General features: G+C 40.1%; 28 protein-coding genes. 12 read left to right on the top strand and 16 right to left on the bottom strand.

All coding sequences use genetic code 11. The features are described from left to right. Nucleotides 1-59: 59 nt before the first annotated feature. Nucleotides 60-1,325, bottom strand: coding sequence for an OFA family MFS transporter (locus MHI16_RS16960; protein WP_058013483.1), 1,266 nt, complete (start codon nt 1,323-1,325; stop codon nt 60-62). Nucleotides 1,326-1,460: 135 nt separating this feature from the next. On the opposite strand from MHI16_RS16960, the gene fdhD reads away from it, so the two are divergent. Both fdhD and moaA read left to right on the top strand, forming a co-directional pair. Next, complete coding sequence (fdhD, locus tag MHI16_RS16955; protein WP_058013484.1) at nt 1,461-2,249, top strand: formate dehydrogenase accessory sulfurtransferase FdhD; 789 nt, start codon at nt 1,461-1,463, stop codon at nt 2,247-2,249. A gap of 10 nt (nt 2,250-2,259) precedes the next feature. Continuing rightward, complete coding sequence (gene moaA / locus MHI16_RS16950) at nt 2,260-3,267, top strand: GTP 3',8-cyclase MoaA (RefSeq protein ID WP_268497456.1); 1,008 nt, start codon at nt 2,260-2,262, stop codon at nt 3,265-3,267. Nucleotides 3,268-3,521: 254 nt separating this feature from the next. Here the strand turns inward: moaA and rpsN are convergent, their stop codons facing one another. The 4 genes from rpsN to MHI16_RS16930 form a co-directional block, all read right to left on the bottom strand. Then, nucleotides 3,522-3,791, bottom strand: a complete 270-nt coding sequence (gene rpsN / locus MHI16_RS16945) for a 30S ribosomal protein S14 (protein ID WP_012011533.1) — start codon at nt 3,789-3,791, stop codon at nt 3,522-3,524. Nucleotides 3,792-3,807: 16 nt separating this feature from the next. Next, nucleotides 3,808-5,004: a GTP-binding protein gene (locus tag MHI16_RS16940; protein ID WP_268497459.1), complete on the bottom strand. Its 1,197-nt coding sequence runs from the start codon at nt 5,002-5,004 to the stop codon at nt 3,808-3,810. 81 nt (nt 5,005-5,085) lie between these two features. Continuing rightward, nucleotides 5,086-5,235, bottom strand: a complete 150-nt coding sequence (gene rpmG, locus MHI16_RS16935; protein WP_342498022.1) for a 50S ribosomal protein L33 — start codon at nt 5,233-5,235, stop codon at nt 5,086-5,088. A 144-nt stretch (nt 5,236-5,379) separates the two neighbouring features. Further along, entirely contained in the window at nt 5,380-5,802 is a 423-nt protein-coding gene (locus MHI16_RS16930; RefSeq protein WP_342498021.1) for a DUF5362 family protein, read from the bottom strand. A 528-nt stretch (nt 5,803-6,330) separates the two neighbouring features. Between MHI16_RS16930 and MHI16_RS16925 the strand changes: the two genes are divergently transcribed. Continuing rightward, nucleotides 6,331-6,735, top strand: coding sequence for a hypothetical protein (locus MHI16_RS16925; RefSeq protein ID WP_342498020.1), 405 nt, complete (start codon nt 6,331-6,333; stop codon nt 6,733-6,735). Between the two features lie 44 nt (nt 6,736-6,779). Here MHI16_RS16925 and MHI16_RS16920 read toward each other — a convergent pair whose 3' ends face one another. Then, nucleotides 6,780-7,289 carry a hypothetical protein gene (locus tag MHI16_RS16920; protein WP_061409838.1) on the bottom strand — a complete coding sequence of 170 codons (510 nt, stop codon included), beginning with the start codon at nt 7,287-7,289 and terminating at the stop codon, nt 6,780-6,782. A 98-nt stretch (nt 7,290-7,387) separates the two neighbouring features. Between MHI16_RS16920 and MHI16_RS16915 the strand changes: the two genes are divergently transcribed. From MHI16_RS16915 to MHI16_RS16905, 3 genes are read left to right on the top strand one after another with little or no spacing between them, the layout of a single operon-like run. Continuing rightward, a complete protein-coding gene (locus tag MHI16_RS16915; protein ID WP_342498019.1) occupies nt 7,388-9,187 on the top strand; it encodes an ABC transporter ATP-binding protein in 1,800 nt (599 codons plus the stop codon). A gap of 1 nt (nt 9,188) precedes the next feature. Beyond that, nucleotides 9,189-9,746, top strand: coding sequence for a MauE/DoxX family redox-associated membrane protein (locus tag MHI16_RS16910; RefSeq protein WP_058013491.1), 558 nt, complete (start codon nt 9,189-9,191; stop codon nt 9,744-9,746). Continuing rightward, nucleotides 9,743-10,273 (top strand): thioredoxin fold domain-containing protein, encoded by a 531-nt coding sequence (locus MHI16_RS16905; RefSeq protein WP_061409833.1) that lies wholly within the window; start codon nt 9,743-9,745, stop codon nt 10,271-10,273. Before MHI16_RS16910 ends, MHI16_RS16905 begins: the two co-directional genes overlap by 4 nt. 32 nt (nt 10,274-10,305) lie before the next feature. Here the strand turns inward: MHI16_RS16905 and MHI16_RS16900 are convergent, their stop codons facing one another. Beyond that, nucleotides 10,306-10,815: a GNAT family N-acetyltransferase gene (locus MHI16_RS16900; RefSeq protein ID WP_268497463.1), complete on the bottom strand. Its 510-nt coding sequence runs from the start codon at nt 10,813-10,815 to the stop codon at nt 10,306-10,308. Nucleotides 10,816-10,930: 115 nt separating this feature from the next. On the opposite strand from MHI16_RS16900, the gene MHI16_RS16895 reads away from it, so the two are divergent. Continuing rightward, nucleotides 10,931-11,827: a peptidoglycan DD-metalloendopeptidase family protein gene (locus MHI16_RS16895; RefSeq protein ID WP_058013494.1), complete on the top strand. Its 897-nt coding sequence runs from the start codon at nt 10,931-10,933 to the stop codon at nt 11,825-11,827. Nucleotides 11,828-11,907: 80 nt separating this feature from the next. Here the strand turns inward: MHI16_RS16895 and MHI16_RS16890 are convergent, their stop codons facing one another. From MHI16_RS16890 to MHI16_RS16870, 5 genes are all read right to left on the bottom strand, one after another. Continuing rightward, complete coding sequence (locus MHI16_RS16890) at nt 11,908-12,255, bottom strand: P-II family nitrogen regulator (protein ID WP_007497589.1); 348 nt, start codon at nt 12,253-12,255, stop codon at nt 11,908-11,910. An 18-nt stretch (nt 12,256-12,273) separates the two neighbouring features. Next, on the bottom strand, nt 12,274-13,482 hold the full coding sequence (locus tag MHI16_RS16885; RefSeq protein WP_342498018.1) for an ammonium transporter: 1,209 nt from the start codon (nt 13,480-13,482) through the stop codon (nt 12,274-12,276). A 193-nt stretch (nt 13,483-13,675) separates the two neighbouring features. Further along, nucleotides 13,676-14,416 (bottom strand): amino acid ABC transporter ATP-binding protein, encoded by a 741-nt coding sequence (locus tag MHI16_RS16880; protein WP_044140122.1) that lies wholly within the window; start codon nt 14,414-14,416, stop codon nt 13,676-13,678. A 10-nt stretch (nt 14,417-14,426) separates the two neighbouring features. Continuing rightward, a complete protein-coding gene (locus MHI16_RS16875) occupies nt 14,427-15,104 on the bottom strand; it encodes an amino acid ABC transporter permease (RefSeq protein WP_081042259.1) in 678 nt (225 codons plus the stop codon). Between the two features lie 40 nt (nt 15,105-15,144). Continuing rightward, nucleotides 15,145-15,990 carry a transporter substrate-binding domain-containing protein gene (locus MHI16_RS16870; protein WP_235567013.1) on the bottom strand — a complete coding sequence of 282 codons (846 nt, stop codon included), beginning with the start codon at nt 15,988-15,990 and terminating at the stop codon, nt 15,145-15,147. Nucleotides 15,991-16,202: 212 nt separating this feature from the next. On the opposite strand from MHI16_RS16870, the gene MHI16_RS16865 reads away from it, so the two are divergent. After that, nucleotides 16,203-17,591, top strand: a complete 1,389-nt coding sequence (locus MHI16_RS16865; protein WP_169055855.1) for an MFS transporter — start codon at nt 16,203-16,205, stop codon at nt 17,589-17,591. Nucleotides 17,592-17,628: 37 nt separating this feature from the next. Here the strand turns inward: MHI16_RS16865 and MHI16_RS16860 are convergent, their stop codons facing one another. The 3 genes from MHI16_RS16860 to MHI16_RS16850 form a co-directional block, all read right to left on the bottom strand. After that, nucleotides 17,629-18,228, bottom strand: a complete 600-nt coding sequence (locus MHI16_RS16860) for an undecaprenyl-diphosphatase (RefSeq protein WP_034660243.1) — start codon at nt 18,226-18,228, stop codon at nt 17,629-17,631. 104 nt (nt 18,229-18,332) lie between these two features. Continuing rightward, nucleotides 18,333-19,520, bottom strand: a complete 1,188-nt coding sequence (locus MHI16_RS16855; protein ID WP_342498017.1) for an MFS transporter — start codon at nt 19,518-19,520, stop codon at nt 18,333-18,335. A gap of 15 nt (nt 19,521-19,535) precedes the next feature. Next, a complete protein-coding gene (locus MHI16_RS16850) occupies nt 19,536-19,949 on the bottom strand; it encodes a MarR family transcriptional regulator (RefSeq protein ID WP_044140115.1) in 414 nt (137 codons plus the stop codon). Nucleotides 19,950-20,287: 338 nt separating this feature from the next. On the opposite strand from MHI16_RS16850, the gene spoIIID reads away from it, so the two are divergent. The 4 genes from spoIIID (at nt 20,288) to MHI16_RS16830 (ending at nt 23,565) form a co-directional block, all read left to right on the top strand. After that, complete coding sequence (gene spoIIID, locus MHI16_RS16845; RefSeq protein ID WP_008343327.1) at nt 20,288-20,566, top strand: sporulation transcriptional regulator SpoIIID; 279 nt, start codon at nt 20,288-20,290, stop codon at nt 20,564-20,566. Nucleotides 20,567-20,750: 184 nt separating this feature from the next. Continuing rightward, entirely contained in the window at nt 20,751-21,752 is a 1,002-nt protein-coding gene (mbl, locus tag MHI16_RS16840) for a cell shape-determining protein Mbl (RefSeq protein ID WP_012011515.1), read from the top strand. Between the two features lie 124 nt (nt 21,753-21,876). Further along, on the top strand, nt 21,877-22,716 hold the full coding sequence (locus tag MHI16_RS16835) for a flagellar hook-basal body protein (protein WP_058013501.1): 840 nt from the start codon (nt 21,877-21,879) through the stop codon (nt 22,714-22,716). A gap of 30 nt (nt 22,717-22,746) precedes the next feature. After that, complete coding sequence (locus MHI16_RS16830; protein ID WP_106071348.1) at nt 22,747-23,565, top strand: flagellar hook-basal body protein; 819 nt, start codon at nt 22,747-22,749, stop codon at nt 23,563-23,565. Between the two features lie 14 nt (nt 23,566-23,579). On the opposite strand, the gene MHI16_RS16825 is transcribed toward MHI16_RS16830, so the two are convergent. Continuing rightward, nucleotides 23,580-24,635 (bottom strand): tetratricopeptide repeat protein, encoded by a 1,056-nt coding sequence (locus MHI16_RS16825; RefSeq protein WP_058013503.1) that lies wholly within the window; start codon nt 24,633-24,635, stop codon nt 23,580-23,582. Between the last annotated feature and the right edge of the window lie 91 nt (nt 24,636-24,726).

Genomic DNA, 24,726 nt, shown 5'->3' with positions numbered 1-24,726 from the left:
TTATAAAGCGTTTCCATATCTAAAAATTACCTTTAGATTGTGATTCTGTCAAATTCAAATTAAGGTCGGGATGAGATAGAAGAAGTAGCAGTAAGGTTTGTTTCTCTAAGCTGCTGAATATCCTTCCGGATGAGAAGAGATATGATAAAAGCGATGAAAAATAAGCCAGAGAACACCATCAGACTCTGCGTGTAGTTACCTGTTATATCCCGGATAAAGGATGAAAATAAAGGTCCTGCTAAACCAGCAGCTGCCCAAGCTGTCAGAATATAACCGTGTATGGCACCAAGTTGTTTCGTGCCAAATAAATCCCCAATATAGGCTGGAATTGAGGCAAACCCTCCTCCATAGCACGTATAAATGATCGCCATCACGATTGAAAAGACGAGTGGTTCTTTTAAGTAGGGAAGTAAAGGAAAGGCAATGAGCTGGATACTAAAGAAGATTGTATACGTATTCGGCCTTCCGATATAATCTGAGAAGGAAGCCCAGCCAATCCGTCCTAAACCATTAAAAGCACCTAAAATGCCAACAAGGGTAGCTGCAGCACCTGCAGTGAATCCAACACTTTCTTGAGCAAGAGGCGATGCTACTGAAATAATGGCAATTCCGCATGTGATATTAATAAAGAGCATGAGCCACAAATAATAAAAACGTCGTGTTTTGATCGCTTCATTTGCTGTAAGCTGTGATAAATCCTGAGGGATTTTTCTTTGATTTGTTTTTAACACGTCAAATTGTTTGACGTCATCAGGTGTTGGTGGTGATAAATAAAGAGATGAAATCACCATGATCATAAAATAGGAAATTCCAAGAATGTAAAAGGTATTTGCGATATCTACTTTTTCAATGAGATATTGGATAATTGGGCTGCAAATAAGAGACGCAAATCCAAAACCCATAATAGCTAAGCCAGTTGCAAGTCCTCTTCGGTCCGGAAACCATTTCACTAAAGTTGATACAGGTGCAATATAACCTACCCCTAATCCTATCCCAGCGAGTACACCATAAAATAAATAGAGGAGAGGGAGTGAGGACATGTGCACAGCGAATCCTGACCCTGTCATTCCGATGCCGAAGAAAATGGCTGAGAAGAGCCCTGATGCCCTTGGACCATACCTTTCAACGAAATGTCCCATGAAAGCAGCAGATAATCCTAAAAATAAAATAGCAATACTGAAGGTCAGGCTTATTTCTGTCAATGACCACTGAAAGGCTTGATGTAAAGGATTCGTAAAAACACTCCAAGCATAAACAGACCCAATAGATAAATGAATCCCCACAGCACTTGTTGCGATGAGCCAGCGATTTTTCGATTTGTTCATTTTGTTCCCCCTCATATAAAGCAATCAAAAAGTTTGATAAGATAGAAATATGTTACATTTTTATGACTTTTTAAAATAATATCACAATTTGATTGGTTCATATAACTAAATTTGTGCTGAAAGGAAGATCATACAATGAATCCTTCTGTTAAAAAGAAACGAGTCATACACCAATACCGTGAAGGTCAATTTACTTGCAAAACAGATGAAGTTGTAGAAGAATTTCCTTTAACTGTGATCGTGAATGGAGAGGAATTTGTAACACTTGTTTGTTCACCAGATCATTTGAAAGAGTTGGTGATCGGTTTTTTAGCTTCAGAAGGAGTCATTCGATTTGAAAATGAGATTAAAAGGTTTACAATAGATGAAAGTATGGGCTTTGCCTATGTTGAATTAGTTCACTCAAGCGGATTTCAATCATCAGATTTTACAAAGCGGGTGATTGGTTCTTGCTGTGGGAAAGGAAGACACTTTTATTTTCTCCAAGATGTGAAAACAGCAAAAACAGCCATTGATCGAATCAGCATTTCTGCTGAAACCTGTATGCGTCTAATGAAATGTTTACAAGAAGAAAGTCAATTGTTTCAACATACTGGTGGTGTGCATAATGCTGGACTGTGTGATACAGAAAAGCTATTCATCACTAGAACTGATATAGGAAGACATAATGCATTAGATAAAATCTATGGATACTGTTTACTTCATCAGATTCCGCTTAGAGATAAAATTCTTGTGTTTAGCGGCCGGATATCGTCTGAAGTTCTATTGAAGGCAGCAAAACTAGGAGTGTCAATCGTCATCTCAAAATCAGCACCTACTGAACTGGCGCTTAATATGGCAGAAGAATTAAATATCACGACAGTTGGATTTGTCAGAGGAGAATCTTTTAATATATACACTCACCATCAGCGTATAACAGAATAGGAGGCAAAGTATGGACAGTATATTGGATAAGAGACATCGACCATTGCGCGATTTAAGAATATCAGTAACAGATCGCTGTAACTTTAGATGTACGTACTGTATGCCTGCTGAAATTTTTGGACCAGATTATCCTTTTTTGAATAAAGAAGAACTGCTTAGTTTCGAAGAAATTGAACAGCTTGCTACTCTTTTTGCAAAGGACCTAGGTGTGGTGAAAATACGCATCACGGGTGGCGAACCCTTAATGCGAAAAGATTTGCCTCTCTTAATAGAAAAGCTCTCAAAAACTCCAGGAATCGAAGACATTGCTATGACAACCAATGGAACGCTTTTACCTGTATATGCCGAAAAGTTAAAGAAAGCAGGTCTTCAAAGAGTCACCATTAGTTTGGATTCATTAAATCCTGACCGTTTTAAGCAAATGAACGGAAGGAATATTTCTATCCAAAAAGTGTTTGATGGGATTGAGGCTGCAAAAAAAGCTGGACTTGCTATTAAGATCAATATGGTTGTTCAAAAAGGTGTGAATGATCAGGATGTTTTGCCAATGGCAGCTTACTTTAAAAAAGAAGGACATATTCTCAGATTTATCGAGTTTATGGATGTCGGAAATACGAACAAATGGAATCTAGAGCATGTCATGACAAAGAAAGAGATCATTGGTCTAATTGATTCAACATTTCCCATCAAACCAGAACCTCCCCAATATCCAGGTGAAGTAGCCAACCGATTCTTTTACCAAGATGGATCAGGAGAGATAGGCATTATTTCTTCTGTTTCAGATGCTTTTTGTGGAACATGTAATAGAGCGAGACTTTCTGCTCGCGGTGAATTGTTTACATGTCTTTTTGCATCATCGGGTTTTGATCTGAAACGGGTGATTCGCTCGACAAAAGATAATGAAGATATAAAGAACATATTGAAGGAAATATGGTCGAATAGACATGATCAATATTCAGCCGAGAGAGAGAATAAGAAAGATCAGAAAAAAGTTGAAATGTCATACATCGGTGGGTAGTGACAACAAAGTATCATGATCATGATTTTTTGAAAAGTAGAGAAAATATCCTAATCATTGTTGAAAATCTGTTTTTGGAAATAGGTCTATTCATCTGAAGAATCCTGTCATGATCAAAAACCAGCAGATTTTCTGCTGGTTTTTAAAATGTTATTTTGTGTCTCAAAAAAGTGGAGATAAGCTTAGAAAATAGATTTTTCAACATTTTTTACTGCTTTACTTTTATTGAAGCTGTGATAAGATCAACTCAATCTTTACCAGCTTGATTTTTTCACTCCTGGAATGTGGCCCTTATAGGCAAGCTCACGAAAAGCAATTCTAGACATTTTAAATTTTCGTAAGTAACCTCTAGGGCGACCGGTTAATTCACAGCGGTTTTTTAAGCGGGTAGGGGAAGAGTCTCTAGGTAATTTCCGCAAAGCTTCATAGTCACCTTGTTCTTTTAACTCTTTTCTTAATTCTGCATATTTCAATACAAGCTGCTGCCGCTTTTTTTCTTTAGCAATTTTAGATTTCTTTGCCACTTAAAACCCTCCTGGCTTAATGTTGGATGTTCCATTGAAAGGAGTCTTCAAACGTTTTCCAATCTTGATCAAATTCCTCAGGTGTGAGTAAGCATTGATCAAGTGTGCGAATGATATCTGCTTTAGGTAAATCTACGCCAATAAACACAAGTTTTGTATGCCTGTCACCAAATTCTGCGTCCCACTCATCAAGAAGCTCTGGTTCTTGCTTTAATATCTGTGCTTTTTCTTGCTCAGGCAAGGCAGCAATCCAGTAGGCAATTGGTTCAATCTGAACAGATTTTCCAGCCTGTGAAATTAATATGGTTAAATCATGATGTGTGGCAAGCCATGTAAATCCTTTAGCGCGAACTATTTGCTCTGGCATCTGATCTAACCAATTATTTAACCTGCCAGTATGGAAGGGGAGTCTTCTTTCATAAACAAAGGATGAGATTTGGTATTCTTCAGTTTCCGGCGTATGCTGAGAATGCCCTGCGTTGATTTCTTTAATCCAGCCAGCAGAAGCACTGGACTTTTCAAAGTCGAATAAACCAGTATTTAAAATGTCACTGGGCTTTACTTGCCCTTTTGAGGTTCTGATGATAGATGCTTCTGGTTGAAGTGTTGTCAGCACGTGCTCAAGTCGGTCTAATTCTGAGTTTGATACTAGATCACACTTATTGATAATCAGGACGTCACAAAATTCAATTTGATCAATCAGTAAATCGGAAATTTCTCGTTCGTCATCATCGGAAACGGCTTGTTTACGGTCTAATAGACTTTCTCCTGACTGGAAGTCGGTCCAGAAACGATTCGCATCTACAACAGTGACCATCGTGTCTAACCGGCAAAAGCGTGTCAAATCTATCCCCATTTCTTCATCAATATAAGAGAAAGTTTGCGCGACTGGAATTGGTTCACTAATACCTGTTGACTCAATGACAATATAATCAATATGACCAGTCTTACATAGGCGCTCTACTTCAATTAACAAATCTTCTCTTAATGTGCAGCAAATACAACCATTAGATAATTCAACTAGCTTCTCATCTGATCGGGAGAGCTCACCGCCTTGTTTGACTAGTTCTGCATCAATATTAATTTCGCTCATGTCATTAACAATCACAGCTACTTTTAACCCTTTACGATTTTGTAGTACATGATTTAATATTGTTGTTTTTCCAGCTCCTAAAAAACCGCTTAATACTGTAACGGGTATTCGCTTATTCATTTCCTTCTGTCCCTTTGCCAACGATCATGTTCATTTCCGCCTCTCTTAAAAAGTAATGATTACGATTTAAAACCTAAAAAATTATTTTGTTTCTCTATGAAGGGTATATTTCTTTAACCGAGGAGAATATTTTTTTAACTCAAGTCGGTCCGGATTCGTTCTTTTATTCTTTGTTATGATATAGTTTCTGTCACCTGTTTCAGTACAGGCTAAGGTAATTTTTACGCGCATCAGTAATAGGCCCCTCCTTTAATTCGTAATAGTTACGATTTGTATTTTAAAATGATCAAGAGGGAATGTCAAGCTTAGTAGGGTGACCAATGCAAAATGATCAAACAAAAGGGGGTATCGAATATTCATTGATACCCCCCTCCATTAATAAAAGTCACCAAGCTCTTCTTCGTATTCACCTTCGTATTGCTGAATGTCACTAGGAATTTCTTGAAGAAATGCTAGACCGCCTAATATCAGCATCAGGATAATGGCGATGAATGAGAGAATGGCTGTGACAATACTTGATATGGCAAATAGCGTCTGCATTTTCATCATCTTAGCATATTGTTCTAATAACTCTTCATAAGAAGTATCAGGAGTTTGAATTAATTTTTCAGCTGCGTTTACAGATTTTTGTACATGGATTCCCATCATAATGAGGAAGACGCCAAGGGCAGCAGGAAGAACAAGCCAAAAACCAATAAGAATAGCTAAGCCCCCTGAAATATAGAGAAATATACTACCAACTTTTCCCCACTTTGTGATCGAATGAAGAGATTGAATGATTTTCTCAGTTTGTTGCAATGGTGTTCACTCCTTTATGTATTCACTCTTTATCATACTTGAGCAGGTAGTACTTTAGGAAGAGTGAATGTAGAACAAATAAAAAATATTTCTATCTTCACTTTACTATTTATAGATAAATAAATTATCTTCGAATAAGAAAAAAGTAACATTTACTAATTAATTTTAACGACAATTTATGTCATAAATAAGATTAGTAGTTAAAATTAATTAGTAAAATTATCAAAATATGTTGTTAGTTGTCTTGTAATTGGTTATTATTGTGTTGTATTACCATAAAATTTGGAAGGTGGAATTCATATGTTAGATCGTTTCTTAAACAAAATGACCAATGTTCAACCTGCAGCTTCAAGATGTATTTTGCAAAAATTAGTCACTTCATGCAAATCAGCGCCAACTTGTTTCCTTCAAGGTGTTGGAACTTTCCGTTACTACGTGGATCGTGATACAGGTGAGATTTGTACTAGCCAAGAACGCATTAGATGTGGCTGCTAAATTCAAGGATTTTATTTAATAGGATGTGAACGCATGAGCATATCTTCAATTTCATTCTTAACAAATGCTATGCAGACGTCAAACAGTCGTCAAGCGGGTCAAACATCCAATTCTTTTTTAAACCAGGCAGCGAAAATTGTTCAAGGCGACCATTCTCCAGAAGAGAGAAAGGCATTATTTCAACAATTGACTCTGGTTCAGCGAGGAAAAGATTTAGAGCTACATGTGTCTAAATTAAAGGAACTAGAGAAAGAGGTTGAAAAAGAATTGTCTTCTTCGTCCGTTACTGTGAATCAGCATGGTGACCAAGTAGATATTTCAAATGAGGCTCGCAGTGAGTTTGAACAAGCTGAGGAACAAGCCGCAGCTTCAAGTGAAGCGAGTGAGATCGCCGCAAGGGAAAAGGATCAGGATGTTCAGACAGATCCAAACCAATAAAAAAAGAGGCGTGTGTTTTTTATCTTCACATGCCTCATTTATGTTTATTTTGCAGAGAACCTTGAATAAAGACCATCGGGAAAAGGGGCTGCATATGAGATTGTTTCATCTTCTTCTACCATGATGTAATATGGAAACTCTTCAATATGAAAGGCGCCTATCATTTGTTCGTCTACTGAGATAATTCGCATGCTGGTTTGGTTATCACGATATAATTCTTGATCCTCTTCTTTCCCATTCTTTAACAAAATACTAAAAGAAATGTCTAATTGACGCTGCTTTTTCGTTTCTAGGAATTGTTCCAGTGATGGAATGCAGTGCGGACATGCTCTGTCAGTGAATATAAGCAGCTGTTGCTTGTGATTGTTTTGCAGTAAATCATTTATTTGAATAGGTGATGGTTTTTCGAGTAGCGGATGAACAAGTTTTTGTCCAACATGCTGGATTGGTAAGATGATTAATGCCATCTGGTGTTTTAAATAGATCATGATTCCGATCGTCAATAAAAGGCTGCAAAGAATAAGAGTTAGCTGTAAAAGTAAGATTGAAGTCATTTTATATCGTCCTCTCAGAATGAAGTTACGCAGAGCTATCATAATATAAATATCAAAATTATGTCAATTATACTAAATGGTGTAAGGTGGAGCGTTTGATGAGTACAGTGAACCATTGTTTATATGCAATCTCTTATACTTGGAAAAGAAGTCGATCATATCTTCTGTTAACTCTATTCATCCAAGTGATCGTTGGATTTATGCCTTTGGCTAGTGTCTGGATTATTCAAACATTGATTAATGAAATTATTTTATTTATGACTTCTTCAGGTGATATTCAAAAGGTTTTAAGGTTATTTGGGTTGCAAATGGTCATTGTGGTTTTAGGGTATGGGCTTCAATTGATTCTTCAGCTTAGTCAACAGAAAGCGACAAATTTGATTGGTTTGCATTTGAAGGGTGAATTGCTTCAAAAGGCGATCAGGCTTCCATATATTACATTTGAACACCCGTCTTTTTATAATGAAAGTCAACGTGTGATGAACAGTCATCAGCATGTTCTGAGTATGGTTAGAAGTATTTTTACAATCATGAGCGCATTGATTACTGTTGTATCACTTCTCATTTATATGATTGGTATCCATTGGGGCTTGGCGGTCATTCTGATCTTATGTACACTGCCTGTCTTGTGGATTGAGCTTTTCTTTGGAGGCGCACGGTATCAATTAAACCGGATGTTAACGGCCAATGATCGAAGAGAAATGTATGTGTCCGACCTTGTTGCACAGCGAGATTCATTGAAGGAAATCCGTTTATATGGAATTGGAGATTACCTTCTGCAAAAATGGCAAGGTCATTATGTAAAAAGTGCAGATGAAAAATATAAATTACTAAAACGTCAGGTTCGCTGGGAGATGGCAGGCGGATTGCTTATGACATTTGCCTATGTGTGCTGTGGTCTTTTTATTGTCTTTCTTATCTTTCAAAAGAAATTAGCTGCGGGTACGTTTGTCGCTGTGCTCCAAGCTGTGCAAAATATTCAAAGTGGTTTTCAGGATTTGACGAGGGAATGTTCTAGTTTATATGAAACGAGTCTCTATATTGATGAAATGAGAACTTTTCAAAAGAGAGAAGAAGAAATTGATGAGCAGACAGAGGAAGGGGCATCGCTTCTGAGGATTGAATGTATTCAGTCCATTACGCTAGAAAATCTCTCTTTTACCTATCCGAATATGAAAACACCTGCTATTGAACATATACATTTTCATATCAATAAAGGTGAACGCATTGCATTGGTGGGGGATAATGGATCAGGTAAGACGACCTTAATTAAATGTTTGACCGGTTTATATGATCCAGACAAGCCGAATATGCAAAAGGTCAATGGTGAGTCTATTTCAACCATTTATAAAAAATCCTATCATGCGAGAATGGCTGTTCTTTTTCAAGATTTTATGAAGTACGAATTCACTGTGAAAGAAAATATTGGATTTGGCCGTATCGACGAAATAGATAAGGAAGAGCGCATGATCTCAGCTGCACGGCAAGCAGGCATAGAGAAAAGAATTCATCAAATGGAAGAAACATACGATGCGCAGCTTGGCCGTTTTTTTGAAGAAGGTCATGAACTGTCTGGCGGACAATGGCAAAAGCTTGCGATGGCGAGAACCTTTTTTAGAGAAAGTGATTTTATCATTTTAGATGAACCGACTTCTGCTCTCGATCCACTATCGGAGATTTCACTCATTCGAAAGCTATTCGATCATACGCAGGATCAAGGGGTCTTGTTTATCACACATCGTATGGGAGCAGCCCGCTTAGCAGATCGGATTATCGTGATGAAGGATGGTGCTTTCGTTGAAGAGGGGAACCATGAAGAGCTAATGGCGCTAGATGGAGAGTACAAAAGGCTTTACGAGGCACAATCCCAACTATTTCAACAAAAGGAGATGGCGTAAGGTGAGTGTCTTTTATTTTATAGGTGTCTATTTGTTAGGAATGATCTTTGCAGGTGCATGGCTTGATAAAGTGAGAAAACAAACGGCGCATATTCAGCAGATGAATGCTTATCGACTGCTGCCTCCTGCGCTCACGGCGCCAATGTTTTATTTGTTTTTGACTGTTGAATTGGTTTGTACGGGTTTATTGTTCGTGTGGAACATGTCTCTTGTACCTGCGATTGGCCTTACAGCACTTTTATGTATCTATACTGGAGCGGTCACCTTCAATTTATTGAGAGGACATCGTAACATTTCATGCGGCTGTGGAGGTTTGCTTGAAAATGATCATCTTCACTGGGGAATTGTGATTCGTAATGTGTCGATGCTGGCTCTTGTGATTGGGTTGTTTTATGCACATTCCTATGTAGAAACAATTCCATGGCCGTTTCATATGATCTGTTTTCTGATTGCAGTGGCTGTCTATTTGATTATAGCGGTGGGGAAAACCATTATGATGTTCAAAAGAAAATGGATGAATCAATTTGAATCGTATATAGAAGGAGACCAAGTGAAATGACTGATATTCTACTAATTATTGTGTTATTCATTGTCATTGCTCAGCTGGCTGTCGTGTTTTTGCTTGCCCGCTTTATCGGAAAATTTATGAGTAAAATTAAATCCCTTGATGGGATTGAATTAAAGGAAGCGGATGTTGGTGATGCTGCGCCGTTATTTCGAAGCTATACACATTTAGGAGATAAGGTCATTTTAAAGGAGTATTTACAGAGTGGAAGAGCTGTGATGCTGTTATTTGTAAATACCACTTGTATGACATGCAAAAGCATTTTATCTGATATGCGTCAGCACATTTCTAGTGATGATACTCAATTTATTTTCATCAATGGAGATGAACAAGGAGATGATGCATTGCTCCTTCAATTGCTGCCTGATCAAGCTGTGTATATGCGCTCTTCGCAAATCATGGAGCTGTATGGGGTAACTGTCGTTCCGCAAGCGATTCTGATAGATGAACATGGCATCATCCTCCAAAGAAAAGCTGTTCAAAATGCGAAACAGTTTGAACAGTTGTTACACGCATCATAAAAAAGCGTCTCTTTGTTTGAGAGACGCTCGTTTTATAATTCTTTTCCTAGAATGTCTAAATCGTACCTGCTGCCGTCCATTTCTGCGATGCGTGGCAGGTGACCCCATGTCTCAAAGCCGTGCTTTTTAAATAATCGAATGCTGGCTTCGTTGTGCCCGAAAATAAAGGCAAGTAACGTTCGAATGCCTAGTGGAGGTGCCAGCTCAATGGCTTCTTGTAAAAAAAGTGACCCTAAGCCTTTCCCTCGATAGTCTAGGTTTAAGTAAATACTCATTTCAACGGTTCCGTTGTATGCAGGTCTTCCATAAAAGGTTTCAAAGCTGAGCCAGCCGTAAATATGTCCATCCTTATCTGTTTTCACATAGAGAGGTCTTTTCTCTGAATGATTTAAAAACCATTGTCGGCGGTCTTCAACTGAAACTGGTTCTGTATCGGCGGTTACTTCTCTTGAAGCAATGGTCGAATTGTAAATATCAACGATTGCTTTGAGGTCATCTTCTGTTGCTATTCGGTTGAAAGTTTTCACAATAAAGTCCCCCATCTTTTTTCATTCATCATACATATTATTGATGCGATTGCGCAAAATAAAAAGAAAAATGATTTCGTGTGTATATATTTTTTGAAAAGTGTTCAGAATGTTGCTGAGGTGATGAAAAATGAGAGAGGAAGAAAAGAAACGTACTTCCAAAATCACAAAAGTTCAGCAATTTTTCCGTAAGCGCTGGGTATTCCCTGCAATTTACTTGGTCAGCGCAGCGGTCGTGTTAACAGCCGTTCTTTGGTATCAAGCTGTATCAAAAGATGTGAAAGACCAACTATCTGATGGAAATCAAACAGGGCAAGAACAGCGTGATGATGCCGTTGAAGTTGGAAAGCCAATTGAAAATGTTGCCATGCCAGTCCAGAATTCTGATAATGTTTCTGTCGTGAAAAAGTTCTATGAAGCAGATGCTGATCAAAAAGAAAAAGAAGCAGCACTTGTAAACTATAATAACACCTATACCTTGAGCAAAGGTATTGATCTTGCAGATAAAGATGGCAAAGTGTTTGACGTCACAGCTGCTCTTAGTGGAACAGTGGTTCAAGCGAAAAAAGATCCAGTTCTCGGTCACGTCGTTGAAATTGAACATGAAGATGGATTATCGACTGTTTATCAATCGTTGTCACAAGTGAGTGTTAAAGAAGGCGATGAAGTGAAGCAGAATGATGTCATCGGTGCTTCTGGTAAAAATCTTTATGGTGCTGAAAGCGGCAACCATGTGCATTTTGAAATTCGTATGGAAGGTTTAGCGCTTAATCCACTTAGCTTTATTGACAAGCCTGTTTCAACTATTGAAAAGGCCGCGCAAGAAGTGACGGAAGAAGCAAAAGAACCTGCTCAGCCAAAAGCTGATGAAAAAACGAAGGAACCTGCTGCTGAAGATAAGGCCAAAGAGCCTGCTGGAGAAAAATCTGAAGAAAAGTCTGATGAGAAGGGGAAATCCTCTGATCAAGAAAAGTCTTCTGATTCCTCTAAAGACAGCAGTCAAACTGAAGAAACAAAACAATCTTAAGTCTTGAAACCTCTGTATATGAATCATGCAGAGGTTTTTTTCTGTCTTTAAAAAATCCCCCGCACTCAGCGGAGGATGGTTTAAAGGGCGGCAGGTCCTTCTTCACCTGTCCGAATGTTGATTGTATTTTCTATCTCATATATAAAAATTTTCCCATCCCCTGGTTCGCCTGTACGAAGTACCTTTTGAGCTGTTTCAACAACCTGTTCGACCGGTACTTTGCTTAGGACGATTTCAATCTTTAATCGTTCGTACACATTGCTTTCCTTTTTGACGCCGCGGTATAACTCTGTATGTCCCTTTTGTAAACCGCAGCCGTGTACATTCGAAAAGGTAATGGAAGTGACACCAATCTTTCCGAGCTCCACCTTTAATGTTTCAAAATTGGCTGGACGTGTGACAATCTCCACTTTATACATTTTGCTCATAGAGACACCCCTTTTTCTTTAATCTTGATAAGCTTTTTCCCCATGCATGGTTAAATCAAGACCCACTGATTCTTCTTCTACGGTTGCGCGAATCTTAAAGAAGAGATTGACCACTTTGATGATCACGTATGTCACAACAGCTACAAAGGCATAGGTGGCTACAATAGCGACGACTTGCTTCCAAAGTAAGCTGGGATCTCCGTAAAATAAGCCATTGGCTCCACCGTCATTGACAGAGGTTGTTGCGAAAAGCCCTGTTGCAATTCCTCCCCAAGTCCCGCCAATTCCGTGAAGACCGAATGCATCTAGTGCATCGTCATAGCCAAATTTGGCTTTGAGTGAGAAGACTCCCCAGAAGCACACGGTGCCGCCGATGAATCCGATGATAATAGAAGCAAAAGGTGTGACAAAACCTGCGGCAGGTGTAATCGCGACAAGACCTGCGATGGCTCCAGAAATCGCGCCGAGCATGGTCGGCTTTTTGTTGATCATCCACTCGACTAACAGCCAGCCGATGATTCCCGCAGCAGCTGCTGTATTGGTGTTAATGAAGGCATACATTGCGACACTGTCTAAGGTAAGGGCACTTCCAACGTTAAAGCCAAACCATCCAAACCAAATGACAGCTCCGCCAAGAAGAGTATAAATCAAATTGTGAGGAGAAGAGCTTGCTGCTTCTTTACGCTTCCCGAGCACAATCGCTACGACTAGACCTGCCACACCTGATGAAATGTGAACAACGTTTCCTCCAGCGAAGTCGAGCGCACCCATTTCGCCAATCCAACCGCCGCCCCATACCCAGTGTGCGACTGGCGCGTATACAAATGTGACCCAAAGGAGTGTAAACACGACGACCGCTGAGTAACGAATTCGTTCAGCAAAGGCACCTGAGATGATGGCTGTTGTTAAGACGGCAAAGGTCATTTGGAACATCATGAACAATGAATGTGGAATGGTCTCACTGTAGGAACCAGGCTCAAAGCCAACGTCTTTTAGTCCAATCCAGTCTAAGCCTCCAATCCATGCATTTCCTGGCGCAAAAGCCAAGGAATAGCCAAACATGATCCATACGATAGAGACGATCGCTAGTGAAGTTAAGCTGTGCATGGTTGTACTTAAGACGTTTTTACTTCTCACGAGTCCTCCATAGAATAAGGCTAAACCCGGTGTCATTAACCACACGAGTAGTGCGCAGAAGAACATAAATACTGTATCACCCATTTGCATGCTGCATTCCCCCTGAATCATTCAGAATTAATTGATTTCTTAATTCTTCATTATAGAGAGAAAAGTCATATATAACATATTCATGTAAGTTAATCTTACATGGTTTTTGGTTATATTCAATATAAATGGATGAAAAGTTCGTGAAAAATGAGAAAAAACGTGCATTAAGCACGAAAAATAAAGGGCGTTTGACCTATAAAATGGAGCTGAGAAAGACTTTGGTTCGTTCCTCTTGAGGTGAATCGAACAATTTTGATGGTGTGCCTTCTTCGACGATACGACCTTCGTGCATATAGACGACGCGATCGGCGACTTCTTTCGCAAAGCCCATTTCATGTGTGACGATGACCATCGTCATGCCTTCTTTTGCGAGACTTTTCATTGTTTGCAGCACCTCGCCTACAAGCTCTGGATCGAGGGCAGACGTAGGTTCGTCAAATAACATGACATCTGGTTTCATGGCGAGAGCTCTTGCAATAGCCACACGCTGCTTTTGACCGCCTGATAGTTTAGAAGGATATACGTTGGCTTTATCCGCAAGTCCGACCTTTTCTAACAGGACGTTGGCTTCTGATACAGCTTGAGTCTTTTTTGTTTTTTTCACCATAACAGGCGCCTCGATGATGTTTTCAAGCACAGTTTTATGCGGAAAGAGGTTAAAATGCTGAAACACCATGCCTATTTTTTGCCGCATCTCGTTTAATTGATCGCGTTTTGGGTGAACAGGGCTGCCATCAATGATGATTTCTCCATCATTTTTGATTTCTAAAAAGTTCATACAGCGGAGCAAGGTGCTTTTTCCAGAGCCGCTGGCTCCAATTAAGACGACTACATCATTTTCATAAACAGTGAGGTCGATATCCTTTAAAACATGCAGTTCTCCGAAGTGTTTGTTTAGTTTTTCAACACGAATGAGTTCCTTTGATTCTGTCATGTTTCTCCTCCTAATGGTCACTGACTGATAGTTTCTTCTCAAAGGTTTGGACAGCGAACGTTAACAGCAGGACAAGAATTAAGTAATAGACGGCTACAACAAGTAAATAGGTCATATTGTCAAAGCTGTTTGAACCTTGGGTCGTGGCGACGTTAAATAGTTCATTGACGCTAATAAAAGCGGCGAGTGATGAATCTTTTAAGCCAATAATGAACTGGTTGCCAAGAGGGGGGAGGGCACGCCGCATCGCTTGCGGGAGAATAATGCGCCTCATTGTTAGGAAACGTCCCATACCAAGAGAGCGTCCTGCCTCTTTTTGCCCCTGATCAATTGATTGGATGGCGCCTCTGAATATTTCTGCTATATACGCTCCATTATGAAAGGCGAGCGCAATGGAAGCGGCCCAGAAGTCGGGGATATTTAATTCTGTCAGTCCAAAATATAGGATGAAAATTTGAACAATCAGTGGTGTGCCGCGTACAAGGAAGATATAGGCATTGGCGATATAACCGAAGACAGCCACGCGTGATATTTTCAATAAAGCAAAGAAGAGCCCGATGAACATGCCGATGAAGATGCTGATCACAGTGAGCTGTAAGGTGAGCAGCATACCTTCTAAAAAAATACCTCTTGAATCAATCAGCGTCTGAAAAAAATGTGATAGGGTAGGCAAAACAATCATCTCCATTTGAAGAAAGTGCGCCTAAAAAAGGCGCACAATCGTGGTTTTAATTTTGTTTGACCGTGATGTCTTCATTAAAATATTTCTCGCTAATTTGTTTTAATGTTCCGTCTTTTTTTAGTGCGTCAATCGCATCGTTGATCTCTTTAATGAGCTGTTCATTTTCTTTTGAAACAGCGATTGCCTGCTCACTTTGTCCGAGTCTTTCCTGAGCCTCGATCTTTAATTTTTTCTTCATGGCTTCTGCGCCTGTCGCGAAATCCGTCACGACTGCATCGTGTTTTCCGTTGGCTAGTGCTTCTAAAGCGACGACATCACTGTCGTAATATTTTGGTTCCTGTCCGCTATGTTCCTTTGCGATATCAGCGTAGGACGAGCCTTTAGATACAGCGATTTCTTTGTCTTTTAAATCATCAGCATGTTGAATGTCTGCTCCAGGTCTTGTGAAAATTTGTGGGCCAGAGTAATAGTAGGGCTTAGAAAGAAGGACGTGTTTTTTTCGTTCCTCATTGATGGTATGACTTGCAACTGCCGCATCGAATTTTCCTGATTTCACACCTTCAACAATGCCTGCGAATTTATATTTCTTCTGTATAGGCTCGAGGCCTAGTTTGTCACTAATCGCATTGCCTACATCGATATCAAAGCCTGACATCTGATTTCCATCCATGTAACTGAACGGGTGAAATTCACCTGATGCTGCAAATATAAATTTTCCATCCTCCAAAATTGGCGACCCTTTCGCTGTAGAATTACGTTTATCTCCGTTCCCATTTGTTTCATTTGAACCACACGAAGACAGAAGTAATACTGCAACCGAGAAAAGGGCTGGGACCCAAAACCGTCTTTTCTTAATAATAAGCTTCTCCTCCTTTTCAGCCGTTCTCCATATAAGGAGAAAGTAGGCTTTTCAATATGTGTAGCATCTTACCATTTGTACCTCATATTCTCAATTTTATATGTGTTTTTCCAACACTCGCCCTTTTTAAAATGTATGTCTTGCTTTTCCAAGAGAGAACTTGAATTGATCAGGGTAAAAAAGGGAAATGAATCTCATAATAACGGAAGGGTTAGCAAGCCAGAACACAAAGAGGGGGGCTGTAAATGAAGAAGTGGAGGGACAACCGAAAAGTCTTTTTAACTGCGATTGCCTTTGGGACGATGTTAAATCCGTTGAATTCCTCAATGATTTCTTTGGCCCTGCATCAAATTCAGCATGAATTCGGTTTGTCATTTACGACTGTATCTTGGCTTATTTCGTCTTTTTATTTAGCTAGTGCGGTGACGCAGCCGGTGAGCGGCCGGATTGGGGATCATGTGATGAGCCGGAGAACATTATTTTTATTCGGACTGGGCCTGGTAGCAGTCTCAGCCATCTGTGCACCGTTTGCCCCGACGTTTGCGGTGCTGATTGTGATTCGGTTGTTGCAAGCAATTGGGAGCAGTGCCATTTATCCTTCTGGTGTCGGACTCATTCGGGATCATATTCAGGAAAAGCAGGCATCGGCATTAGCGGTATTGTCCATTTTTGCTTCTGCGATGACGGCGCTTGGACCTACACTTGGCGGCTTTTTGATGACAATCGGCGGTTGGCCGGCTATCTTTTTAGTGAATCTGCCTTTTATTTTGATCAGCTTCTTTCTTGGACTATCTTTGTTTCCAAAGGAGCAGAAAAAGAGAAAGCTACGTATAGGTGAAACGGTACGGAGGCTCGATTTGCCAGGAATGCTTCTTTTTACAGTTTGTATTGTCCTTCTGCTTTCGTTTTTATTATCACTAGGTCATGGCATTCAATATGTACAGGGAATTCTTTGTCTCTTGAGTGCAGGCGCTTTTATTTGGTGGGAGTATCAGGTGGATGAACCATTTATTCAAATTCGGATGTTCAGACAGGAGCAGCGGCTTTCACTTGTGTATGTGCAATTTATCATTTTAAATATCTTTTTCTATTGTCTTTTCTTTGGTTTGCCGAGCTATTTCCAAGATGAATTAGGCTGGCGTGTGGAAATGACGGGTCTTTTTATGCTTTGCATGTCTGGGGTGAGCATCATTGTGTCTCCGCTGACGGGAAAGTGGGTGGACCGCGGGGATGAACGCCATCCGGTATTAGCCAGTGCGGTATTGATGCTGGCTGGAGCGTCTGCGATGACCTTCTTTTTTATTCCGGCACCATTATGGGGGAAAGGGCTGGTTCTAGCGCTGCTTGGACTTAGTTACGGGATTGGCAATGTTGCGCTGCAAGCTGCGATGCTCAAGGCAAGCCCTCAGCATATGATTGGCACGTCCTCTGGGCTTTTTCAAACATGCCGCTACCTTGGTTCCATTCTATCGTCTGCCGTTCTCGGTATGTTGTTTGGGGATGAAATTGCTGGTCCTCATTTTGAGCAGTTAGGGTGGACGTTGATCATGATTTCTCTTATTGGTATTGGTGTCAGTCTTTATTTTTCGAACAAGGTCAGAGGAGGACAGTCAATAAAAAAAGCGGCGCGATAAGTGGAAGAAGATTCTTCATCACATTATCGCAAGCCGCTTAAGAGTTAGACAGGTCAGAACCCTGATCCTTTTGCTTCCTTCTGAATATTTTCCCTACAATTGTCTCATAGAAAGTGACGATGCGATCAATTGGAGAGTCAAAGAATTTCCATAATTTATTCATGATAAAGACGACCACAATTGATACGACCAGGCTGCCTAAGACATCTAATGGATAATGGTGACCAACCCAGATGCGGGAGAATCCTGTGAGTAATCCAAAGACGAGCAAGATGTTGCCAAGCTTTTTATTGCGAGATCGAATGGCAAGTGAAAGAGCCAGTGCACCTGTTGTATGGTCACTTGGGAAGGAAGCGTCTGCTGAGTGCGGAATGAGTGTGTCGACTTTATGCGCCACAAACGGCCGCTCTTCATAATGAAACAGTGTAATGGCAAAATTGACGATAAGTGCCGCGATGCCTGTTACACCGGAAAAGAAGACATGCTTCTTAAATTTGTGATTACCTAAAAACCAGCAAATCAATAAGACAAGGGCATACACAAGAATGGCCTTTTTCGTAATGAAAATCATGGCCTGATCTAAAAACTCAGAATGATGAGCCATCCCGTGTATCACTTTAAACAGTTCGTAATTCAAAACATCACCTATACCTTCGCTTAATGCCAACTATTTTTCAAATAATCGTCTATTTGAAACATCCTATATTTTAGCATGTTTCCGTTGAAGTTTAAAATAGAATCCTATTCTGATAGGGAGACCTTCTGTGCTTTTGCTTCTTGGGGCTTTCGTTCGCTCCAATAAAAAACAATCATACTGAGCAAGACAACAATACCTGCAATGAGATATACATTTGAAAAGTCTGTGAAGCTGACAAGGAGACCAAATACAAAAGAGCCAGCAGCAATACCCATATCATATAAAGTGAAGAAAGTAGCCGTCGCATAGCCTGTACGGTGGGCTGGTGAGTGCTGAATGGCAAGTGTTTGTAAACATGGCACTAGCGATCCGTAGCCAAGTCCAATGACACCACCTGATAGCAGAAGCATTGTAGCTGAATGTGTAGCTGTCAGCATCCATAAACCAATCGCAAAAAGAGCAATCGAAGGATAGATCACAATGTGAGGTCCTACTCGGTCAAAAAGTCTGCCTGTAAATGGACGTGATCCAAGCATCGCTGCCGCAAACACAATAAAGAAATAACTGCTTGCCCCCATCAAGTCAAGGGAATTGGCATAGACTGAAATAAATGAAATGATCGGCGAATAACAGAAGGAAATAATGATGCCGACTGCCGCTGTTTTTAAGGCACCTTTTTCAAACAAGTGAGAAAAAGTAAATCGGAAGACAACACTTCCTCCATCTTCAAGCTCTGGTTGTCTGATGAGCATCGTAAAAGCGGCACCAATGGTAACGATAATGGAAAAAAGAAGGAATAAGGAATGGAATCCTACTTTTCCTACTTGATTTAGTGCAATAAATGGACCGATGACAACAGCAAGGTTCATGGACATGACAAAGTAGCCAAGTCCCTCCCCGCGTTTATGTTTTGGAATCATATCTGCTGCAATGGCACTGGTTACTGTCGTCAAAATGCTAAAAAAGATGCCCTGCACGAAACGCAGTAAGAGAAGCGTTTGGAATTGATCAATTGGGATGTATAAATAAGTGAGTAAGGCAAATGCCGTTGATGAGAAAATCGCCATCCGTTTTTTACCGAATTTCTCAATAATCGCTCCAGAAAATGGTCTTGTCACAATGGCGGACAATAAGAAGACCGTCACAAGAAGACCGCCCTGTGATTCTGTTCCATTTAGTTCATCCATTGTGTAAATAGGCAGCAAGGTTAAAAGGGCATAAAAAGAGGTGAACGTAAATAAATTCACCAGGACAATCATGATAAAGTCTCTTGTCCAAATGCGTTCGTTCATGATGTATGTCACTTCCTATTCAGTTGATAATTTGTGTAAAAGTGTATGCAGGAGTTGTTTTTCTTCGTGGGTGAAATCTGAAAGACATTCTTCTTCAAATTGTTCCATCGTACGTTTGATTTCTTCAAATCGGGCCTTAGCATCATCTGTCATGACGATCAGGTTTTCACGTTTATCTTTTCCTTGTACACGTTGCACCCAGCCATTTGCTTCTAGACGGGTTACGGTTCGGGTAATGGTTGGGGCTTCGACGTTCAAATATGTCCAAATGTCTTTTTGGGTTTTCGGGCCGAATGTGTCCAAACAAAAAAGTACAGTCCATTGGGACATGTACAAGTCATAAGCAGCAAGCGCTTCGTTCGCCTTTTTAGACAGCAACCTGGCGCTTTGGTGTATTTGATGTAAACACTCTCTATTTAACGTATCCATATGCTCACCTTTATTAAATATTTAGCTAGGTAAATAAAATCACCTTTTCTATTTTACGTGCTCGACCCATTCTTGTAAAGTGAAAATTTTCGCCACTCGAAATGATTGCATTTTCTGATAAATCCCTTGTCCCATCTTCATTTTTAGCATATTCCCTATGCAATGCTAATACACTGTTACAAACCTGACAAAGAGAGTGTTTGAGGTGAGGGATCGTTTTTGGCATTTACTACCTAATGGATGAGAAATTAAGACGAACAAGCGCCGCTAAAAATGGACACTATTGATACGGATCTCATTTCACACTTCTCACATCCATTTTAGGGAGGTCGAGTGGTGTGCACGATTACATCAAAGAGCGAACAATCAAGATAGGAAAGTATATCGTGGAGACAAAGAAAACCGTTCGTGTAATTGCGAAAGAATTTGGAGTCTCTAAAAGTACTGTACACAAGGATCTAACAGAAAGACTGCCAGAAATTAATCCAGATCTGGCTAATGAAGTGAAGGAGATACTGGATTATCATAAATCAATCCGCCACTTGCGAGGGGGAGAAGCCACTAAATTAAAGTATAAAAAAGAAGAAATTTTAGAAGGCGAGCCTGTGAAACAGTAAGCTTAGTTCTTTGTTCATAAACATGATATATATATCTTCCTCATATCGGTAGTTTCTAACCACAAATTTTGTAAAGACTTTTGTAAAGAAATATCTTTTTTTCTGCAAATTATGATAGAATATATAATTAGGGCAGAATGTGGTATTTGCTATGGAAACAGATTTTCAAGGAGGATATATATAGATGTTTGCTAGGGATATTGGAATTGATCTTGGTACTGCCAATGTACTGATTCATGTCAAAGGAAAAGGAATTGTGTTAAATGAACCATCTGTGGTAGCTCTTGACAAAAACAGCGGAAAAGTTTTGGCTGTTGGAGAAGAGGCGAGACGTATGGTTGGACGTACGCCTGGGAATATTGTTGCGATTCGTCCATTAAAAGATGGCGTAATTGCTGATTTTGAAGTAACTGAAGCGATGCTCAAGCATTTTATTAACTCATTAAATGTGAAAGGGCTATTCTCTAAGCCGCGTATGCTCATCTGCTGCCCGACAAACATTACATCTGTTGAGCAGAAGGCGATCAAAGAAGCTGCTGAAAAAAGCGGCGGTAAGCATGTATTTCTTGAAGAAGAGCCAAAAGTAGCAGCTATTGGTGCTGGTATGGATATTTTTCAGCCAAGTGGAAACATGGTCGTAGATATTGGAGGCGGAACGACAGATATCGCTGTCATCTCAATGGGTGACATTGTAACCGCCTCTTCTATTAAAATGGCTGGAGACAAATTTGATCTGGAAATTCTCAACTACATTAAAAAAGAGTACAAGCTGTTGATCGGTGAACGCACGGCTGAGGATATTAAGATCCAAGTTGCAACGGTATTCCCAGACGCACGTCACGAAGAGATTTCAATTCGTGGACGAGACATGGTGACAGGATTACCAAGAACGATTACCGTCACAAGCAAAGAAGTAGAAGAAGCATTGCGTGAATCTGTATCTGCGATTGTTCAGGCTGCAAAGCAAGTTCTTGAGAGAACACCGCCTGAATTATCAGCTGATATTATTGATCGCGGCGTCATCATTACAGGTGGCGGAGCTCTTCTAAACGGGCTTGATCAATTGCTTGCAGAAGAGCTGAAAGTACCAGTTTTCGTTGCTGAGAATCCGATGGATTGTGTAGCTGTTGGTACTGGCGTCATGCTTGATAATATGGACAAGCTGCCAAAGCGTAAACTCAGCTAATGATGTCCCTCATTCTTTTTCGAAAGAATGGGGGATTTTTATTAAAGAACCCTGCAAATATGCCGATATATTTCATAGAAGATTGTGTTTAGGTCATGTGAAAGAATTTTAATGAGGTGAGCACGTGTTAAAAGGACTATACACCGCAACATCTGCCATGATCGCTCAAGAGCGGCGGACAGAAATGCTTTCAAATAATATCGCAAATGCGAATACGCCAGGATATAAAGCGGATGAGGGGGCCATGCGGGCATTTCCAGAAATGCTGCTTAGCCGAATGGAGTCAGGACGTTTCCAAACTTCTTCAGGCAAAGGGTTTAGTGTTCCTCAGCAAACACCGATTGGCGGCATTAATACGGGGACATATATGCAGGAACTGATTCCTCAATTTACCCAAGGAACTTTAAAAACAACAGATCAAACAACGGATATCGCACTAGTCGAAAATAATGTGCCGATCAACCCTGAGACCAATCAGAAATCAGCGCTCTTTTATGCGGTCAATACCCCAGAAGGCGTTCGTTATACGAAAAGTAGCTCGATTACATTGAACGCACAAAATCAGTTGACGATCAATGGGCGTGCTCTTCTTTCTGTGACAGGTCAGCCAATCACGGTTCAGAGTGAGAATTTCAAAGTGAATGCAGATGGAACTGTGAGTGAAAATGGACAAAATCTTGGACAAATTGATGTACGTGTTGCGATGGATACAAGAAACTTAGCGAGAGAAGGAAATGATTTATACCGTACAGCTGATAACCAGCCCCTGCCAAGTGCAGTCAATAACGGTCAAATGTCCTATACGTTAAGTCAAGGTGTATCGGAGCTGTCGAACGTGGATGTGACGAAATCATATACAGAAATGACAACCGCTTATCGAGCATTTGAAACAAACCAAAAAGTGGTTCAAGCGTATGATAAAAGCTTAGAAAAAGCAGTGAATGAAATTGGCAGAGTGTATTAATCAAGAAATGAAAAAGAAAGGAGGATTCTCATGCTTAGAACGATGATCAATGCAGCTGTATCAATGAACGAAGTACAAAAGCAGCTTGATATTATCAGTAATAACATCGCGAACAGTGAAACAACAGGATACCGTGCGAAAAATACCCGTTTCTCAGAGCTGATCAGGCAACAGTTCAACCAAGTGGATGAAAAAAATGCGCAGGTGGCAAACAGTCGTCTGACACCTGATGGGTTAAGGCTTGGTACGGGTACGATGGTCAATGCGTCCATTAACTCACTGCAAGGCTCTATTAAAGAAACAGGCCGTGATCTAGATGTTGCATTTGGAGCGCCTTCTCAGTATATGCAGGTCAATGCCGGCGGTAATATTCGTTATACAAGAGACGGTTCTCTCTACTTACAGCCAGGCAATAATCGTAATCAAGTGCAGCTTGTCACTAGCGAAGGCCATCCGATTCTTGATGAAAACGGAAATGAAATCGTCTTAAATGCGAATTTTCGTGATATTTCAATTGATAAAAATGGACGTCTGACAGCCATTTCAAGAGATAATCAACCGAATCAGCAAGTGAATCTAGGTGTTGTGCAAGTCAATAACTCTTCAGCACTTGTCTCTGAAGGAGATAATTTATTCTCAGTTGACGGTACTTATCAAGGTGCATTAACAGCACTAAATGGAGCAAACCGCCAAGCGATTCAGCTTCAGCAAGGTGCACTTGAAACGTCGAATGTGGACATGTCTAAAGAATTAACAGATCTCATGACAACACAGCGCTCCTATCAGATGAACTCAAGAACGATTACGATGGGTGATCAGATGCTTGGATTAGTGAATACAATTCGATAATGAGCAGGCTGACATCAGCCTCTCATGATAAAAAAGGCGGCTCGCTCAAAGTCGCCCTTTTTTTTATAAAAATCTGAGACATCGGCAAGCAAATCCTCAAGATCAATCCAAGCTTCTTTTCGTTCAAGGCATGTGACGAGCCTTGCAATCTGCTCATCTGCCTTTGGCGTTTGGCTGTAGAGAAGAAATAAAATTTGGAACTTGATTCTTAATATATCAAATTGTGAAGCAACGGCTTCTTTTAATCCTTTTTGAATATACTTCATACCTTCATCGGTTAAATTTTCTTTATAACAGGAACGCACTGTTTCGTAGAGGCACGATACATAAGAGTGTGCGGACTTTCGGTATGCTGGCAGACGAAGTGCTTTTTTAAAGTATTCCAGCGCTTTCTTGTGACGGTTTTGTCTCGACTGAATAAAGCCAGCGTCATAATAAACGATACCGAGCAGTTCTTGATCATCAATGATTTTCACGTATTCGATGATCTCAATAAAAAGAGCTTCTGCTTCTTCATACTTTTTTTGATCACTAAAGTTAAGTGCGAGGACAATTTTGCACCGATAAATGCTATGGATATCCCCGTGCTTTGCAAAGATATCCATGGCTTTTTCAACATGACGAATCGATAACAACGAATAGCGCTTGTTATAATAAACACCACTTGTACGAAAATGGAACTCGGCTTCTTCTAGCTCATCGTCTAGCAGCGGCAGTTTTTCTTCTGCTTTTTCAAGATAATGAATGGCATCATTTTGATCACTTTTTAAAGATTCGTATAAACCGAGAAAGAAGTTAAAATAATAATGCAGTTGATCGTTCATTTGGTCTTTGTACTGCATCAGTTCATGTTTCATTTTTTCTAAGTCCTCTGTCTGATTCATCCAGAGCTGATGCCGAAAAAGCATCAGCTGATAATGTAAATAGAGTTCCTGTTTTTTTGATATTTTACGTTGATGTTTTAATAGAGTTGTTTTGATTTCTTCAGCCTTCGAAAAATGTCGATGCTTTAGCATTGTATACCACGAATGGAGAAGTTTTTTAATGGATTTATCACTCATAAAATTCATTTTTACCCTCTTATTCAATCAATGATGTAATATATATTACCATATTTGTGAAAAAACAATGAGTGTAGTGTGGATTATATTTGATGACAAT

This window comes from Bacillus sp. FSL K6-0923, assembly GCF_038630825.1.
GTDB classification, from domain to species: Bacteria; Bacillota; Bacilli; order Bacillales; family Bacillaceae; genus Bacillus; species Bacillus pumilus.
This window is presented reverse-complemented; position numbering and strand designations above follow the sequence as displayed.